16 protein-coding genes are annotated in these 17,718 nt (G+C 63.6%); 8 read left to right on the top strand and 8 right to left on the bottom strand.

From position 1 onward, the window contains the following. Positions 1–49: 49 nt before the first annotated feature. The 4 genes from HU737_RS16130 to HU737_RS16115 form a co-directional block, all read right to left on the bottom strand. Positions 50–454, bottom strand: coding sequence for an META domain-containing protein (locus HU737_RS16130; protein ID WP_186554638.1), 405 nt, complete (start codon positions 452–454; stop codon positions 50–52). Then, entirely contained in the window at positions 451–888 is a 438-nt protein-coding gene (locus HU737_RS16125) for a hypothetical protein (RefSeq protein ID WP_186554639.1), read from the bottom strand. The genes HU737_RS16130 and HU737_RS16125 overlap by 4 nt, the downstream gene beginning before the upstream one ends. 31 nt (positions 889–919) lie before the next feature. Continuing rightward, the gene (locus HU737_RS16120; RefSeq protein ID WP_186554640.1) at positions 920–1,909 is read right to left on the bottom strand and encodes a 2-hydroxyacid dehydrogenase; all 990 of its coding nucleotides are present in this window, start codon (positions 1,907–1,909) and stop codon (positions 920–922) included. A gap of 164 nt (positions 1,910–2,073) precedes the next feature. After that, entirely contained in the window at positions 2,074–4,830 is a 2,757-nt protein-coding gene (locus HU737_RS16115; RefSeq protein ID WP_186554641.1) for a response regulator, read from the bottom strand. Positions 4,831–5,036: 206 nt separating this feature from the next. Between HU737_RS16115 and HU737_RS16110 the strand changes: the two genes are divergently transcribed. From HU737_RS16110 to HU737_RS16080, 7 genes are all read left to right on the top strand, one after another. Then, on the top strand, positions 5,037–5,753 hold the full coding sequence (locus HU737_RS16110) for a response regulator transcription factor (protein ID WP_186554642.1): 717 nt from the start codon (positions 5,037–5,039) through the stop codon (positions 5,751–5,753). Positions 5,754–5,755: 2 nt separating this feature from the next. Then, positions 5,756–7,156, top strand: a complete 1,401-nt coding sequence (locus tag HU737_RS16105; protein ID WP_186554643.1) for a sensor histidine kinase — start codon at positions 5,756–5,758, stop codon at positions 7,154–7,156. Between the two features lie 137 nt (positions 7,157–7,293). After that, positions 7,294–8,193, top strand: coding sequence for a cysteine synthase CysM (gene cysM / locus HU737_RS16100; protein ID WP_186554812.1), 900 nt, complete (start codon positions 7,294–7,296; stop codon positions 8,191–8,193). Then, a complete protein-coding gene (rlmD, locus tag HU737_RS16095; protein ID WP_186554644.1) occupies positions 8,193–9,551 on the top strand; it encodes a 23S rRNA (uracil(1939)-C(5))-methyltransferase RlmD in 1,359 nt (452 codons plus the stop codon). The genes cysM and rlmD overlap by 1 nt, the downstream gene beginning before the upstream one ends. 96 nt (positions 9,552–9,647) lie before the next feature. Then, positions 9,648–11,888, top strand: a complete 2,241-nt coding sequence (gene relA, locus HU737_RS16090) for a GTP diphosphokinase (RefSeq protein ID WP_186554645.1) — start codon at positions 9,648–9,650, stop codon at positions 11,886–11,888. A gap of 109 nt (positions 11,889–11,997) precedes the next feature. Beyond that, a complete protein-coding gene (gene mazG, locus HU737_RS16085) occupies positions 11,998–12,831 on the top strand; it encodes a nucleoside triphosphate pyrophosphohydrolase (RefSeq protein WP_186554646.1) in 834 nt (277 codons plus the stop codon). Between the two features lie 26 nt (positions 12,832–12,857). Continuing rightward, complete coding sequence (locus HU737_RS16080; protein WP_186554647.1) at positions 12,858–13,397, top strand: DUF2058 domain-containing protein; 540 nt, start codon at positions 12,858–12,860, stop codon at positions 13,395–13,397. 44 nt (positions 13,398–13,441) lie between these two features. Here HU737_RS16080 and HU737_RS16075 read toward each other — a convergent pair whose 3' ends face one another. The 4 genes from HU737_RS16075 to purM form a co-directional block, all read right to left on the bottom strand. Further along, the gene (locus tag HU737_RS16075) at positions 13,442–13,624 is read right to left on the bottom strand and encodes a hypothetical protein (RefSeq protein ID WP_186554648.1); all 183 of its coding nucleotides are present in this window, start codon (positions 13,622–13,624) and stop codon (positions 13,442–13,444) included. A gap of 254 nt (positions 13,625–13,878) precedes the next feature. After that, on the bottom strand, positions 13,879–14,589 hold the full coding sequence (locus tag HU737_RS16070; protein ID WP_186554649.1) for a DUF3108 domain-containing protein: 711 nt from the start codon (positions 14,587–14,589) through the stop codon (positions 13,879–13,881). 8 nt (positions 14,590–14,597) lie between these two features. Next, positions 14,598–15,251, bottom strand: coding sequence for a phosphoribosylglycinamide formyltransferase (gene purN / locus HU737_RS16065; RefSeq protein ID WP_186554650.1), 654 nt, complete (start codon positions 15,249–15,251; stop codon positions 14,598–14,600). Continuing rightward, a complete protein-coding gene (purM, locus tag HU737_RS16060; RefSeq protein WP_186554651.1) occupies positions 15,251–16,309 on the bottom strand; it encodes a phosphoribosylformylglycinamidine cyclo-ligase in 1,059 nt (352 codons plus the stop codon). The genes purN and purM overlap by 1 nt, the downstream gene beginning before the upstream one ends. A 341-nt stretch (positions 16,310–16,650) precedes the next feature. On the opposite strand from purM, the gene HU737_RS16055 reads away from it, so the two are divergent. Then, positions 16,651–17,706 (top strand): DUF2066 domain-containing protein, encoded by a 1,056-nt coding sequence (locus HU737_RS16055; RefSeq protein ID WP_186554652.1) that lies wholly within the window; start codon positions 16,651–16,653, stop codon positions 17,704–17,706. Positions 17,707–17,718: the final 12 nt, after the last annotated feature.

Genomic DNA, 17,718 nt, shown 5'->3' with positions numbered 1-17,718 from the left:
GGGCGCTGACCCGCCGCGAAGGGCCGCAGAGGGGCTCCAACAGAGGTGATCAGCCTTCTTCAGGCCAGAACCGCAACGGTTTGCCTTGGGCCGGCCAGAACCGAATCTGTTCGATCGCCGAAACATCCCAACGCTGCACCGTCTCCAGCGCCTCGAGGAAACGCTTCTCCTGCTCCATCAACGCCGGCGCGCACAGCTTGCGGGTCTTGCCGACCTTGCCGAAGCTGATCCGCTCACCCTCAAGCGTATACGGCGCAAACCAGTGGTTGCAGCCGCCATTGCCATAGGCGCGGCCGTCTTCGGCCAAGGTCAGGGTCAGGTGGCTGTAATCGATCAGCGGGCGTTCGCCAATCCACTCAAGCACATAGCTCTGCTCTTGTTGCAACTTCGACGGCTGCGCAGCGCAGCCCAGCAGGCCGGTGGCAATCAGCACGCCGGTCAGCATGTTTTTCACTGAGCGCTCTCCTGGCAGTGTGGGCACAGGTGCTTGTCACCCTTGCTGATCCAGCCCAATTCAGCGACGCGGACACTGGCGGCCGGCTTGTGCGCCTTGTTACCCAGCTTGCCGTCGACGGCGAACTCGAAGTCGAGCACGGCTTGGCAGCTGTCGCACTTGACCTGCCAGTTGAGGATCTCCAGCTCTTTGAACGCCGGGCCGCTGGCCACCGCGACCCACTGGCCGCGCGGGTTGATCAGGTGGCGTACGCTTTCCACGGTCAGGCGCATGGACAAGTCCTTGCTGCCTTTGAGGGTGACCAGCAGGACGTCGTCCTTCTGGATCGAACCGCCATTGCCGGTTACCTGATAGCGACCCGGCACCAGCGCGCGGCATTCGATCAGGGTGTGTTGCGGGTTGAATAGGGTGTAGCGGAAATCGTGCTCGACCATGGGTCCTCCAGAAATGCCGCGTATCCTAGCATCAACCCTCGACCAGATTCTGCGGATTGCCTGCCACCCAGCGGATGATATTTTCCAGGGTGGTCGCAGCGATCGCATCCAGCGCCTCACGGGTCAGGAACGCCTGGTGGGCGGTAATGATCACGTTGGGGAAGGTCAGCAGCCGGGCCAGCACATCATCTTGCAGGGGCAAGTCGGAGCGGTCCTCGAAGAACAGCTGGGCTTCTTCTTCATACACGTCCAAACCCAGGTAGCCGAGTTGGCCGCTCTTGAGCGCATCGATCAGGGCTGGGGTGTCGACCAGCGCACCGCGACCGGTATTGATCAACATCGCGCCCGGTTGCAGCGCTGCCAGGCTGTGGGCGTTGATCAGGTGGCGGGTGTGCTCGGTCAGCGGGCAGTGCAGGCTGACGATCCGCGACTGGCGCAGCAACTCAGGTAGCTCCAGGTAGCGTGCACCCAAGGCCAGCATGTCGGGGTTGGGGTAGGGGTCGTAGGCCAGCAGCTGGCAGCCAAAGCCGGCCATGATGCGGGCGAAGGCCACGCCGATCTGGCCGGTGCCGACCACCCCGACGGTTTTGCCATGCAGGTCGAAGCCGGTCAGCCCGTGCAGGGTGAAGTCGCCTTCGCGGGTGCGGTTGTAGGCGCGATGCAGGCGGCGGTTGAGGGCCATGATCAGCGCCACCGCGTGCTCGGCCACCGCATGCGGCGAGTAGGCCGGCACCCGTACCACGGTCAGCCCCAGGCGTTTGGCGGCGGCCAGGTCGACGTGGTTGTAGCCCGCCGAGCGCAGGGCGATCAGGCGCGTGCCGCCGGCGGCCAGGCGCTCCAGCACCGGCTGGTCCAGTTCGTCGTTGATGAAGGCGCAGACCACCTCGAAGCCGCTGGCCAAGGCGGCGGTGTCCAGGGTCAGGCGGGCCGACTGGAAGTGCAGTTCAAGGTTGTTGTCGGTGCTGGCGCGGGTGAAGCTTTCCTGGTCGTAGTGCTGGCTGCTGAACAACAGAGTGCGCATAGCGGATTCCTTGGCAATGAGGCGAGGTGAGTTTAGCCCGATTGGCTTGGCGGACTTTGATCGGTGCCATGAGAGGCTCAGTCAGTACTGGCCTATTCGCGGGCAAGCCCGCTCCCACAGGGTCCGAGGTGTCGAGAAGCCCGTGGGAGCATCAGTAAACGCACTCAAGCACTCTGCTGCGCCTGTTCGGCCAACCGGCTGATCGCCTGATCCAGCTCATCCAGCGCCTGCAAGGCCTGGGGATTATCCTGCTTGAGCAGGGTCTCGCTACGCTGGCACGCCGCCCGCAACTGCGGCACTCCACAGTAGCGCGATGCGCCATTCAAGCGGTGTACCCGCTCGATCATCGCCTCACGGTCACCTGCTTCACGTGCGCTGCGAATCGCCTGGCGATCAGCCTCCAGCGACTCCAGCAGCATGCTCAGCATGTCCGCTGCCAAGTCCGGCTTGCCCGCGGCCAGGCGCAAGCCTTCTTCCGGGTCGAGCACCTTCAGCTCGCTGCTGTCCGGCAGGCGCTCGGTGATGCGTTCCTGCTGCGGGGTGCCCAGGTTCAGCCCGGTCCATTTCATCACCACCTGGCCCAGTTGCCGTTCACTGATTGGCTTGGTCAGGTAATCGTCCATGCCGCTGTGCAGCAGGGCGCGTTTTTCATTGGCCATGGCATGCGCGGTGAGCGCGACGATCGGCAGCGGGTTACCGCTCTGGCTGTTTTCCCACAGGCGGATCTGCTCGGTGCAGGCGCGCCCGTCCATACCGGGCATCTGCACATCCATCAGCACCAGGTCGAACGGCTCATCCTGCACCGCTTGTACCGCCGCAAAACCATTGTCGACCGCCAGCACCTCGGCGCCGAGGTCTTCGAGCAGGGTCTGCACCAGCAACAGGTTGGCCGGGTTGTCGTCGACGCAGAGGATCTTCGGCACCCGCTGGCTGCCGGCAACCCGGACTTCGCTGGTTTGCCGACGTGGCTGAATCAGCTCTACCAGCAGCCGGCGCAGCTTGCGCGTACAGGTCGGCTTGGACAGCAGCTGGCCATGGGCGTTGGGCAGGTAAGGGTGGTACAGCGCCTGTTCGGTGGTCGGGCACAGCACCACGCACTGGCAGTCCAGGCGCTCCAGTTGTTGGTGGTACTGGGCGAGTTGTTCCGGCGACAGGTTGCCCAGGTTGGCCCCGAGCACGGCGAATTCGAACGGCTGGCCAGCCAGGTGCGCCGCCTGAACGCCTTGCAGCAGCTGATCGAAGGAGGCGAACAGGCTCACGCTCAAGCCGCAATCTTCCAGTTGGTGCTCAAGGGCCTGGCGCGCCAGTTCGTGGCCGTCGACGATTGCCGCGCGTCGCCCGAGCAAGGGTTGCAGCGGCAAGTCTTCGGCATCGTCGTGGGCCTTGGGCAGGTTCAGGCTGATCCAGAACTGCGAGCCTTCTCCCGGCGTGCTGTCGACACCGATCTCGCCGCCCATTTGCTCGATCAAGCGCTTGGAGATCACCAGCCCCAGGCCGGTGCCGCCGGGTTGGCGCGATAGCGAGTTATCGGCCTGGCTGAAGGCCTGGAACAGGGTGCGCACATCTTGCGGCGACAGGCCGATGCCGGTGTCTTGCACGCTGATGCGCAGTTGCACGCTGTCTTCTTGCTCGTCTTCGAGCATGGCGCGCACGACGATAGTGCCCTCACGGGTGAACTTGATAGCGTTGCTGACCAGGTTGGTGAGGATCTGCTTGAGCCGCAGCGGGTCGCCGACCAACGACAACGGCGTGTCGCGATAGACCAGGCTGAGCAACTCCAGCTGCTTGGCGTGGGCTGCTGGGGCGAGGATGGTCAGGGTGTCCTGGATCAGGTCGCGCAGGTTGAACGGGATGCTGTCGAGCACCAGCTTGCCGGCCTCGATCTTGGAGAAGTCGAGGATCTCGTTGATGATCCCCAGCAGGTTGTCGGCCGATTTCTCGATCGTGCTCAGGTAATCGAGCTGGCGCGGCGCCAACTCGCTTTTTTGCAGCAGGTGGGTAAAACCGAGGATGCCGTTGAGCGGGGTGCGGATCTCATGGCTCATGTTGGCGAGGAACTCGGACTTGATCCGGCTGGCTTCCAGGGCCTCCTTGCGCGCCATGTCCAGTTCGATGTTCTGGATCTCGATGGTCTCAAGGTTCTGGCGCACATCTTCGGTGGCCTGGTCGATGCTGTGCTGCAGCTCTTCGTGGGCGTTGTGCAGGGTTTCGGCCATGCGGTTGATGCCGGCAGCCAACTCGTCCAGCTCGTGGCTGCCCATGGCCGGCAGCCGCGCTTCGAGGTTGCCGTCCTTGAGTTGGGTGACCGCTTGCTTGATGCGGCTGATCGGGTCGTTGATCGTGCGGCTCATGCGCAGGGCGAGCAGGGCCGTCAGGATCAGGCAGCCCAGGATCAACAGTACGCTGGTGAACAGGTTGCGATAGCCGCGCAGCAAGGTGCCGTCGTGGGACAGCTCGATCTCGACCCAGCCGAGCAGTCGCTCGGCCTCGGCGGGGATGGCATCGGTAGCCAGGTCGCGATGATGACCGAACACCGGCATCAGGTAGCGCGTGGCATCGTTGCCACTGCGTTGCAGCAGTTGGGTACCAGTGCCGCCGCTGGGCGGCTGATTGAGCATGCTCGGGCCGGCGTGGGCCAGGCGCGAGCGGTCGGGCGCGAGGAACGCTACGGCGCGCACGTCGGCCTGCTCTAGCGCCTGGGCCGCGATGCGTTCGAGCTGCGGCGCGGTATGCTGGGCCATCGCCGGTGCGGCCAGCGGCGCCAGCTGTTCGGCGATCATCTTGCCGCGCTGCAGCAATTGGCTGCGCAGCTCGTTCTGCTGCAACCAGGTGAAATAGCTGCCCAGCACCAGTGCCATCAGGCTGGCCGGCAACAAGGCCAGCAACAGCACCCGGCTTCTGATTCCCAAACGATCGAGCACACTCGCCTCCTGTGATGTGCCTTGCGGCCGTCGCCGAGCGGGACGGAATAATCTCGGAACGTTACTCCGGGTCTGGCGCTAATGCACTCATTGCAGACGATTTTTGTCGCCTGCGCTGGCCTCATCACCTCACCGGTCGCAATTGGGTTGCCTGGCCCGGCCACATGGCCAATAATCGCGCAACTGAGAATAAATGTCAGAAGCCAATGAATCCTGTAGCTATTCACAATTCGAACATTCTCGCCATCGAGGACGACCCAGTCCTTGGCGCCTACCTGCATGAGGAGTTGCAGCGTGGCGGCTTCCAGGTGACCTGGTGCCGCAATGGCCAGGAAGGTTTGGAAAGGGCAGGCCGCCAGGTGTTCGATGTCGTGCTCATGGACATCCTGTTGCCTGGCCTCAATGGCCTGGACGCGCTCGCCCAGCTGCGCAGGCGCAGCACGACGCCGGTGATCCTGATGTCGGCGCTCGGTGCCGAGGCCGATCGCATCACAGGCTTCCAGCGCGGTGCCGACGACTACCTGCCCAAGCCGTTCAGCATGGCCGAATTGCAGGTGCGCATCGAGGCGATCCTGCGCCGGGTCGATCTTGAGCGCCGGCGCAAGGTCCAGCCGCAGGTCGAGCCGGGTCAATTGCAGTTCGACGAGGCCGCCAGCGACGTCTGCCTGAATGGTCAATGGGCCGGGCTTACCCCCAGCGAATACCGCCTGCTCGATACCCTCAAGCGCAGCCAGGACGAGGTGCTCAGCAAGCCCTTCCTTTATCAGCAGGTGCTCCAGCGCGGCTACTCGCGTCACGATCGCAGCCTGGACATGCATGTCAGCCAGATCCGTCGCAAGCTCAAGAGCGTGGGTTATCACGATCAGCAGATTCGCACTGTTTGGGGCAAAGGCTATGTGCTCAGTGCCGGTGAGGCCGACTGATCATGCTTGACCGACACTCGTTGTTCTGGCGGCTGGCGATTCTGCTGGTGGGCTTCTGCCTGTTGATGATCGGCCTGAGCTACACCTGGGGCCGGCACATGGAAACCCAGAATGCGTTTCTCTCCGAATCGGCCCGCCAAGAGCTGCGTGGATATGCCGCCGAGGCCGAGCGGGCCTGGCGCGAAGGCGGCCAGGCTGGGGTCGATCGCTGGCTGGCCGAGATGCACCAGCGCGAACCAGGCTGGGTCGGTGTGCTCGACGCCGACCTGCAATCACTGAGCAGCACGCCGCTGGTCACCGCCGAGCGCCAGCGCATGACCCGCTTGCGCGGCATCGACTGGCCCATGAGCCGGCGCAGTGTCGATCAGCCCTGGGTGCGCCTGGCGTTTCCCACGCTGCCCGAGCAGGGCATGTTGGTCATCGAGTTACCCGAGCGGCTCAATCCCGGCAAGTACCGTCTGCTCTGGCAGGTCGTGACCAATGGCGTGATCCCGGGTCTGTTCACCTTGCTGTTGTGCGTGGGTCTGTATCGCATGCTGATCGTGCCGCTGAACCAGCTGCGCGAACAGGCCAATGCCTGGCGCGCCGATCAGCTCTCGGCACGTCTCGACTCGCGCACCATCGGCCGGCATGACGAGTTGGGCGAGTTGGCCCGGGCATTCGACCAGATGGCCGAACGCTTGCAGGGTACGGTCGCCCTGCAGCAGCAACTGCTACGCGATTTGTCCCATGAGATGCGTACTCCGCTGAGCCGTCTGCGCGTGGCCTGCGATGGCGAGAACGACCTGGAGCGCCTGCGCGAGCGTCTGACCCGTGAAGTGGACTGCATGCAGCAACTGGTCGAGGACACGCTGCAACTGGCCTGGCAGGACGCCGAGCGGGCGCCGATGAACCTTGAGCCGATCCAACTCCAGGCGTTGTGGGACATGCTGGCTGAGGATGCCTGCTACGAGAGTGGCTGGAGCCCGTCGCGGCTGCGCTGCGAGGTGCCGGCAAACTGCTGGGTGCAGGGCAACCTCAATCACTTGGCCCAGGCCTTCGAGAACATGCTGCGCAATGCCATTCGTCATTCGCCTGAAGAGGGCTTGATCAGCCTCGGCGCAAAGCGTGAGGGCAATCACTGGCGGATCTGGCTGGAAGATCAAGGCGGCGGAGTGGCCGAGGACGATCTGGAGCGGATCTTCGCGCCTTTCTCGCGCCTGGACGGATCGCGGCCGGGGGATGGGGGCTTTGGCCTGGGCCTGAGCATCGCGCGCGGCGCCATCCAGCGCCAGGGCGGTACCTTGTGGGCGGAGAATGGCAAGCACGGCCTGCGCTTGTGCATGCGCCTGCCGGCGCATATCGCGGGGCAAGCCTGCTCCCACGAGGCCACTGTAGAGCCAAAGTCATACGCTGGAGCCTGAACTGCGCGGGCTGGCCCGGGAAGCGTCTCTAACGCCTATATAGCGGTTAGCTATAGCAACCGCAGATTGCGTGATATGGCCGCGAAAGGTTTGCCGGTATGATAGTCGCCCCTGCCGTCCGGATTGCGAAATACGCCATGACCCCGCAGTACCCAACCATCGCCGATTGCGTCGGCAATACGCCTCTGGTTCGCCTGCAGCGCATAGCCGGTGAAACCAGCAATACCTTGCTGCTCAAGCTCGAAGGCAACAACCCCGCAGGCTCGGTCAAAGACCGCCCGGCGCTGTCGATGATCACCCGCGCCGAGCTGCGCAACCAGATCAAGCCCGGTGACACCCTGATCGAAGCGACCTCCGGCAACACCGGTATCGCCTTGGCCATGGCGGCGGCGATCAAGGGTTACAAGATGATCCTGATCATGCCGGACAACTCCACCGCCGAACGCAAGGCGGCGATGACGGCCTATGGCGCCGAGCTGATCCTGGTCAGCAAGGAAGAGGGCATGGAAGGTGCGCGCGATCTGGCCGAGAAGCTCCAGGCCGAAGGCCGTGGCCTGGTCCTGGATCAGTTCGCCAACGGCGACAACCCGATTGCCCACTACACCAGCACCGGCCCGGAAATCTGGCAACAGACCCAAGGCACCATCACCCATTTTGTCAGCTCCATGGGCACCACCGGGACCATCATGGGCTGCTCGCAGTACCTCAAGGAGCAAAACCCAGCGGTGCAGATCGTCGGTCTGCAACCGATGGAAGGCTCGGCCATCCCCGGCATCCGCCGCTGGCCGCAGGAATACCTGCCGAAGATCTTCGATGCCACCCGCGTTGATCGGGTCGTGGACATGTCTCAGGCCGAGGCCGAAAACGTCACCCGTCGCCTTGCCCGTGAAGAGGGCATTTTCTGCGGTGTGTCTTCCGGTGGTGCGGTGGCGGCCATGCTGCGCCTGTCCCAGGAAGTGGAAAACGCCGTGATGGTCGCGATCATTTGTGATCGCGGTGATCGTTATCTCTCCACCGGCCTGTTTGACGCGACCTGATGACCAGCAAGAAAAGCAAAGGCGGCCTGCGCTTCCAACCGGCCGGCGGCAACCGTGCACCCCAAGTCCCGGTGGGCAAGAAGCAGCGCCTGGACATCGAGCGGCTGTCCGGAGATGGCCGAGGTATCGCCTTCCATGACGGGCGCACCTGGTTCGTCAGCGGTGCGTTGGCTGGCGAAGCGGTCGAGGCGCGGGTGCTCAATGCCCGCGGCAAGATCGTCGAAGCGCGTCTTGAGCGGGTGTTGCAGGCCAGCGCCGAACGGCGCCAGGCGCCGTGCCGGCATTTCGACCGCTGCGGCGGCTGCAACTTGCAGCACCTGGCGCATGAAGACCAGCTCGTACTCAAGCAGCGCCTGCTCGCCGAGCAGTTGCAGCGGGTGGCCGGTATCCAGCCGCAGGCCTGGGCCGCGCCGCTGTTCGGCCCGGAGTTCGGCTACCGCCGCCGGGCGCGCATCGCCGTGCGCTGGGACGCCAAGGCGCGGCAACTGGACGTAGGCTTTCGTGCCCAAGCCAGCCAGGACATCATCGCCATCGACGACTGCCCGGTGCTGGTACAGCCCTTGCAAACGATCATGCGGCATTTGCCGACTGTGCTGCGCAGCTTGAGCAAACCTCAGGCCCTGGGCCATGTCGAGCTGTTCAGTGGTAGCGCCGAAGCGTTGCTGGTACGGCATGTGGCGCCACTGCCGGAAGACGACCTGGCGCGCTTGCAGGCCTTCTGCAAACAAGCCGGTGCCCAGCTATGGTTGCAAGGGGACGGTGAGCCGGCGCCAGTCGAGGCCGGGCAAACCTTGGGCTTCACCCTGGAGCCGTGGGCGTTGCAACTGGCCTGGCGACCGGGTGACTTCGTCCAGGTCAATGCCCAGGTCAATACGATGATGATCGAGCAGGCCCTGGCCTGGCTCGCGCCGCAAGCCGATGAGCGGGTGCTGGATCTGTTCTGTGGCCTGGGCAACTTTGCCCTGCCGCTGGCCAGGCTGGCCCGCGAAGTGGTTGCGGTGGAAGGTGTACAGGCCATGGTCGATCGGGCCGCGGCCAATGCCGGGGAAAACAATGTGCATAACGCACGGTTTTTTCAGGCCGATTTATCGCAGCCTTTGGCAGGCGCCGGATGGGCCGCCGAGGGCTTTTCTGCGGTACTCTTGGATCCACCGCGCGACGGTGCTTTCGAGGTGGTGCAAGGCATCGCACGCCTCAAGGCCAAGCGGTTGGTCTATGTGTCCTGCAACCCAGCGACGCTGGCGCGAGACGCCCAGGTGCTGGTCGCTCAAGGGTACCGGTTAACAAGGGCCGGGATTCTCGACATGTTTCCTCAGACGGCGCATGTCGAAGCCATGGCGTTATTCGAAGCGGGCTAGCCAGCTGGCCCCTTGGTGCGGCTTCCATGGATTGGAGGCCACACGGTGATTGTCAGTGCACCTGCGTGGTGCACTGTATGGAAAGGTAAAGCAAAGATGGTACAGGTGAGAGTGCACCAGCCGGTCAACACCGACGGCAGTATCAATCTCGAAGCGTGGTTGGATCATGTGGTCAGCGTCGATTCGGCGTTGGACCGCGTGGCCCTGAAAGAGGCTTGTGAGTTCGCCCAGGAAGTCGAGAAAAAGGGCAACCCGGCCAAGCATTCCTGGGCGGACGGTACGTCCAGCTTCCAGGCCGGTCTGGAAATTGCCGAAATTCTCGCAGACCTGAAGCTTGACCAGGATTCGCTGGTAGCCGCAGTGATCTACCGCTCGGTGCGCGAAGGCAAGGTGACCCTGGCCGAGGTCGGCCAGCGCTTTGGTCCGGTGGTGTCCAAGCTGATCGACGGCGTGCTGCGCATGGCGGCCATCAGTGCCAGTCTCAGCCCGCGTCAGTCGCTGGTACTCGGCTCCCAGGCGCAGGTGGAAAACCTGCGCAAGATGCTCGTGGCCATGGTCGACGACGTGCGCGTGGCCCTGATCAAGCTGGCCGAGCGCACCTGCGCGATTCGTGCGGTCAAGGCCGCCGACGATGAAAAACGCCTGCGCGTGGCGCGTGAGGTGTTCGACATCTATGCGCCGTTGGCCCATCGCCTGGGTATCGGTCATATCAAGTGGGAGCTGGAGGACCTGTCCTTCCGCTACCTCGAACCCGATCAGTACAAGCAGATCGCCAAGCTCCTGCACGAGCGTCGGCTGGACCGCGAGCGGTTTATCAGCGACGTGATGAACCAGCTGCAGAACGAGCTGCTGGCCACCGGCGTCAACGCCGATATCAGTGGCCGGGCGAAACACATCTATTCGATCTGGCGCAAGATGCAGCGCAAGGGCCTGGAGTTCAGCCAGATCTACGACGTGCGCGCCGTGCGCGTGCTGGTGCCGGAAATCCGCGATTGCTACACCGCGCTCGGCATCGTGCATACCCTGTGGCGGCACATCCCCAAGGAATTCGACGACTACATCGCCAACCCCAAGGAGAACGGCTATCGCTCGCTGCACACCGCGGTGATCGGCCCAGAGGGCAAGGTGCTGGAAGTGCAGATCCGTACCCACGGCATGCACGAGGAAGCCGAGCTCGGCGTCTGCGCCCACTGGCGCTACAAGGGCACCGACGTCAAGGCCAGCTCCAACCACTACGAAGAAAAAATCTCCTGGTTGCGCCAGGTGCTTGAGTGGCACGAGGAGCTGGGCGACATCGGCGGCCTGGCCGAGCAGTTGCGGGTCGATATCGAGCCGGACCGGGTGTACATCTTTACCCCCGACGGCCATGCCATCGACCTGCCCAAGGGTGCCACGCCGCTGGACTTCGCCTACCGCGTGCACACCGAGATCGGCCACAACTGCCGCGGCGCCAAGATCAACGGGCGGATCGTACCGCTCAACTACAGCCTGCAGACCGGCGAGCAGGTGGAGATCATCACCAGCAAGCACGGCAGCCCTAGCCGCGACTGGCTGAACTCCAACCTCGGCTATGTCACCACCTCGCGGGCCCGGGCGAAGATCGTCCACTGGTTCAAGCTGCAAGCACGCGACCAGAACGTCGCTGCCGGCAAGACCCTGCTCGAACGTGAGCTCAGCCGCCTCGGCCTGCCGCAGGTGGACTTCGAGCGCTTGGCAGAGAAGGCCAACGTCAAGACGGCCGAGGACATGTTCGCAGCCCTCGGCGCCGGCGACTTGCGCCTGGCCCATCTGGTCAACGCCGCGCAGCAGCTGCTCGAACCTGAGCGCATCGAGCAGATCGAGCTGACCCCGCGCAAATCGTCGAGCTCGCGCACCGGCAAGCGTGCCGATATCCAGATCCAGGGGGTCGGCAACCTGCTCACGCAGATGGCCGGTTGCTGCCAGCCGCTGCCCGGCGAGGCGATCGTCGGTTACATCACCCAAGGCCGCGGCGTGACCATCCACCGCCAGGACTGCGCCTCGGTGCTGCAACTGGCTGGCCGTGAGCCGGAGCGGATCATCCAGGTCAGCTGGGGCCCGGTGCCGGTGCAGACCTACCCGGTGGACATCATCATCCGCGCCTACGACCGCCCAGGCTTGCTGCGCGACGTATCGCAGGTGTTGCTCAACGAGAAGATCAACGTGCTGGCGGTCAACACCCGCTCGAATAAGGAAGACAACACCGCGCTGATGTCGCTGACCATCGAGATTCCGGGTCTGGGTGCCCTCGGACGCTTGCTGGGGCGCATTTCGCAGTTGCCTAACATCATCGAGACGCGGCGTAATCGTACCCCTTGAAATCGCGGCGGCCTCATCGCGGGCAAGCCCGCTCCTACAGGATCTCAGCGGTCCTTGTGGGGGCGGGCTTGCCCGCGAATGGGACGACACGGTCCGGAAGGATTGACCCATGACCTACACCCTAGAAGACCTGCTGCACCTGATGGCCCGGCTGCGCGACCCCAAGCACGGCTGCCCCTGGGACCTCAAGCAGGACTACGCCAGCATTGTCCAGCACACCCTCGAAGAGGCGTATGAAGTCGCCGATACCATCGAGCGCGGCGACTTTGTTCACCTGCAAGGCGAGCTGGGCGACCTGTTGTTCCAGGTGGTCTACTACAGCCAGCTGGCGCGCGAGGAGGGCCGTTTCGAGTTCGCCGGTGTGGTCGATGCCATCACCCGCAAGCTGATTCGTCGCCACCCTCACGTATTCCCCACCGGCGATCTCTACGCGGCCCTCGACACCCCACGCCTGAGTGAGGCCGAGGTTAAATCCCGTTGGGAGCAGATCAAGGCCGAGGAGCGCGCCGAGCACAGCGAGCCAGAGCAGCTGTCGTTGCTCGACGATGTGCCTGCCGCGTTGCCAGCCTTGTCGCGAGCGGCCAAGCTACAAAAGCGTGCGGCCACGGTCGGCTTCGACTGGCCAGAAGCACTGCCGGTGCTGGACAAGGTCCGCGAGGAGCTTGATGAGGTATTGCAGGCCATGGCCGACGGCGACAGCGATGCGCTGGAAGACGAAATCGGCGACCTGCTGTTTGCCACCGTCAACCTGGCCCGGCACCTCAAGCACGATCCAGAAAACGCCCTGCGTCGCGCGAACCGCAAGTTCGAGCGACGTTTCCGCTTCATCGAACAGGCCTTGCGCGACAGCGGCAAGCCGATCGAAGAGTGTAACCTTGACCAGCTGGACGCCCTTTGGGGTGAAGCCAAACGTCAGGAAAAGAACCTGCCCAGCTGCGGCTGAGCTGTTGCATAAGTGAGTGAACATCCATGAGCCTTTCCCTTCGCGACCAATTGCTCAAGGCCGGTCTGGTTAACCAGAAGCAGGTCAAGCAGACCAACAAAGCAGAAAAGAAACAGAAGCGCCTGGAACAAAAGGGCCAGGTCGAGGTGGACGACACCCAGCAGCGCCTGGCCAAGGAAGCCATGGCCGAGAAGGCCAGGCGCGATCAGGAGCTGAACCGTCAGCAGCAGGAAAAGGCCGAGCACAAAGCCCGCGCCGCGCAGATCAAGCAATTGATCGAAGCCACCCGCCTGCCCAAGCTGACCACCGAGGACTACTACAACTTCGTCGACGACAAGAAGGTCAAGCGCATCGCCGTCAACGCCTTGATGCGCAGCAAGCTGAGCAATGGCTCGCTGGCGGTGGTGTCGTTCGGCGGTGGTTACGAGGTGATCCCGCGCGAAGCGGCAGTGAAGATCCAGGAGCGCGACCCTAATCGCATCCTGTTGCTCAATACCCATGTCGAGGAGGCGGACGAGCACGATCCGTACGCGGCCTACAAGATCCCTGACGACCTGATGTGGTAAACACGAAAAACCCCGCCTTGGCGGGGTTTTTTATCGAAGACTGTTTACTGCGTATGGCGCTGGTTCTCAAGGTGCTCAAGCTCCATGCGGTACTGATGGGCTTCATGCTCCTGGTGGAACATGCCGACCAGCTGACCTTGCTGATGCACATCCCAGATCCGCACACCGGCGGCCAGGCCTTCGTGGGACATTTTCGATTCGTCGCGTTCGCTTACTTGGACTGTCATCGTTAAAACTCCACTTCTCGTTGGCTGCGGCACTGTGTCGCAGGCCTTAGTTATAGAGTTTGTTAGCAGGCTAAGTAAATAAACTGCCGATGAAACATGTTTAATGAAGCCTTATGCAAACGTGGGAGCGGGCTTGCCCCGCGATAGCGTCAGACCAAGCAACGCTATCGCGGGGCCATGTATCACCCAATACCACAGGCAAAAAGAAACCCCGCACGCGGCGGGGTTTGTGTATCAGCAACAAGCCCAGGCGATCAGTTACCCTTCACCGACTTGCCATCGACCGTGCCATCCTGCAGCACGATCACGTACTCCTTGCCATCAGTTTCGACCTGGCGCAGTTGCACTAGCAGGTAGTCCCAGTCCTTGGCGAACCACAACTCGGTGATGCGCTTGCTTTGGCTCGGGTCGCGCACGCGCTCGACCTTGATCGCATCGACCTGGCCGGTCTTGGTGCTGACTTTCTCAGTCCCCAGCACGCGGAAGTCGTAGGTGTCGATCTCGTCACCGTCGACCACCTGATAGGTCATGCTCTTCTTGCCAGCGGCCACATCATGCTGCAGCGCCAACTGATAGGACGACTTGTCCAGCACGCCGCGGTTGAGCGGCAGGCTGATGGCATCGCCACGGTCGCTACCGGTGACCTTCTTCGCGGTCCAGTCGAAGTCCAGATCGACTTTCTTCGCTTTGCCCAGGCCGCCACGCTCGAAGTGGTACTTCTGTGGCAGCAGGGTGTCGTTGTCCAGGCGCAGGGTGCTTTGCTCGGTGAGGCTGGCAATCATCATGGAAGCCTTGAAATGAAGGTCCCAGGTACCATTGGCATTCTTCACCAGGCTACGTTCAGCGGTGCCGCTCATGGGCAGCTGCTTCCAGTCGGCGGTGTAGCTGGCCGAGAACGGCTTCAGATCGGCTGCCTGGAGGGGCAGGGCAAGCACGGCGAGAGCCAAGAGCAGGGCGCGACGCATAAATTCTCCTAGGGTCGAATCAAGTGACCGCTGGCCGCCAGCGGCTGGCCATCCAGTAATGCACCGTGTTCGCCAAGACGCAAGCGCCCTTCAGCGAACCAGCGCACCGCCAGCGGGTAGATCTGGTGTTCCTGATGGTGAACCCGGTCGGCCAGGCTTTGCACGGTGTCGTCTGGCGCTACCGCAACCACTGCCTGTACGACCAGTGGCCCGCCATCGAGTTCCTCGGTGACGAAGTGCACGCTGCAGCCGTGCTCGGCATCACCCGCCTCCAGCGCACGCTGGTGGGTATGCAGGCCCTTGTATTTGGGCAGCAACGAGGGGTGGATGTTGAGCAGGCGGCCCTGGTAGTGGCGCACGAAGTCGCCACTGAGGATGCGCATGAAGCCAGCCAGGACCACCAGGTCAGGCTGCATGCCGTCGATCAGCGCCATCAGCGCTGCATCGAAGGCTTGGCGCCCGTCGAAACCCTGGTGTTCCAGCACTGCGGTGTCGATCCCGGCGGCCTTGGCCCGTTCCAGGCCATAGGCGTCGGCGCGGTTTGAGATCACCCCGCGAATCTGCACCGGGCTGTCTTGACCCAGGCTGCTGTCGATCAGCGCTTGCAGGTTGCTGCCGGAACCCGACAGCAGTACCACAACGTTGCAGGTCTTGCTCGGCATCAGTGTGCCTTGAGGTTTTGCAGCTCGACCTGGGCAGCGCCTTCGGCGGCATCGGCGATCTGGCCGATGACCCATGGCTGCTCACCCGCTGCGCGCAGCACGTTCAGGGCGTTGTCGACCTGATCCTGAGCGACGCAGATGACCATGCCAACGCCGCAGTTCAGTACGCGGTGCATTTCGTGCTCGTCGACGTTGCCTTTTTCCTGGAGGAAATCGAACACTGCCGGACGCTGCCAGCTGGCCACGTCGATGATCGCCTGGGCGTTCTTCGGCAGCACGCGTGGGATGTTGTCGAGCAGGCCACCACCGGTGATGTGGGCCATGGCTTTGACCGCGCCGGTGTCTTTGATCAGCTTGAGCAGCGGCTTGACGTAGATGCGGGTCGGGGCCATCAGCAGGTCAGCCAGCGGCTTGCCGTCGAGCTGGGTGCTGTCGATGTCGGTGTTGGACACTTCGAGGATCTTGCGGATCAGCGAGTAGCCATTGGAGTGCGGACCGGACGAGGGCAGGGCGATCAGCGCATCGCCGCTGGCGACTTTCGAGCCGTCGATGATCTCGGCCTTTTCCACCACGCCGACGCAGAAGCCGGCCAGGTCGTAGTCTTCACCCTCGTACATGCCTGGCATTTCGGCGGTTTCACCACCCACCAGGGAGCAGCCAGCCAGTTCACAGCCAGCGCCGATGCCGGTGACCACGGTCGCGGCGACGTCGACATTGAGCTTGCCGGTGGCGTAGTAGTCGAGGAAGAACAGCGGCTCGGCGCCACAGACCACCAGGTCGTTGACGCACATGGCGACCAGGTCCTGGCCGATGCTGTCGTGCTTGTTCAGGTTCAGCGCCAGGCGCAGCTTGGTGCCGACGCCGTCGGTGCCGGAGACCAGAACCGGCTGCTTGTAGCCGGCCGGGATCTCGCAGAGGGCGCCGAAGCCGCCCAGGCCACCCATGACTTCAGGGCGTGCGGTGCGCTTGGCCACGCCCTTGATGCGTTCGACCAGTGCTTCGCCGGCGTCGATGTCTACACCGGCGTCCTTGTAGCTCAGGGAGGGTTGCTTGCTCATTGATCCAGGCCTTTAGGAGGGAGGGATTCAGGAAAACGACCGCGACGGCCAAGGCCGGCTGTTAAAGCGGCGGCTGCCTGTTCGTCACTGGTCTGCGAAGGCGCGCGATTTTATCAGGGTTGCCGGGCAGCGGCCATCCTCAGGCCGACCGACTGGCCGGGAATCGATTAAAAAACCTTGTTTAGGCGTGCGCGACTGGTTGCCGCGCCAGCGCCTGTATAAGGTATAGAAAAGGCGGCGGACTCTGATTGCAGGCGTGAAGGAGCGATTTTCTCACGCAGTGGTCTGAGCCGGCAGGCGCGACGTTCGCCGTCACTTAGCTCACTGGACAGGAATCCTCCATGCGTTTTCTCAACTACCTGGCCGCCGGTTGCCTGGCCCTGGTCGGCACTGCCGCCCAGGCCGAGGCGGTATCCGGGCTGTATCAAGTTCGCGAACCGCTGCAAGGGCAGGGCAGCGAAGCGCGTACCCAGGCCACCCGCCAAGCCCTGGATACCTTGGTACTGCGCTTGACCGGCGACCCCAAGGCGCCGCAGAGCCCGGCCCTGGCCGCGCTGCGCAGCGATCCGCAGCAGATCATCAATCAGGTCGGTAGCGATGCTGGCCCGCCGGAAAGCGTGCTGGTGGAGTTCGACCCCGGCAGCACCGAGCGCGCCCTGCGCAAGGCCGGCCTGGCCCTGTGGGGCAGCAACCGGCCAGCGATTCTCGGTTGGTGGTTGAATGACAGTGTCGATGGCAGCAGCCTGGTCGGCGATGGTCAGAGCGCTGCCGAACCGCTGCGCCGCGCCGCCCAGCATCGTGGCCTGCCGCTGCGCCTGCCGTTGGCTGATCTGCAGGAACAACTGGTCGCCACCCCCAAGCAGCTGGAAGGCAAGGACCCGGCGCCGCTGCGCGAGGCCTCCGAGCGCTATGGCGCCGATGCCTTGCTGGCGGTGCACGCCCATGAAGCCGACGGCAAGTGGCAGGGTAAATGGCAGCTGTGGCTGGGGGATCAGCGCGAACAAGGCGATGCCGAAGGCGCTGACCAGGCCGCGTTGGCCGATGCGGTCATGCTCGCAGTCAGCAACCGCCTGGCACCGCGCTATGTCACCCGCCCGGGAGCCAGCAGTGAGCTGCAAGTGCAAGTGCAGGGCATGAACCTGCAGCGCTACGCTGAGCTCAGCCGTGTGCTCGAACCCTATGGCCCGCGCTTGCAGATGGCCGATGGCGCCACGCTGACCTATGCCGTCACCGGCAATCGCGAACAGCTGCGCGCCCAATTGGGCCTGGCCAAGCTTCAGGAACTGCCAGCCGAACAACCGGCCAGCCCGGCTAATCCGCCGGCGCCCGCAGCCCAGCCTGCGGCGGTTCAGGCCGCTGCGCCCAAGCCGTTCGACGGCCTGCGTTTTGCCTGGTAAGGAAACGTGCAC

Source organism: Pseudomonas urmiensis (assembly GCF_014268815.2).
In the GTDB taxonomy this organism is placed as follows: domain Bacteria; phylum Pseudomonadota; class Gammaproteobacteria; order Pseudomonadales; family Pseudomonadaceae; genus Aquipseudomonas; species Aquipseudomonas urmiensis.
This window is presented reverse-complemented; position numbering and strand designations above follow the sequence as displayed.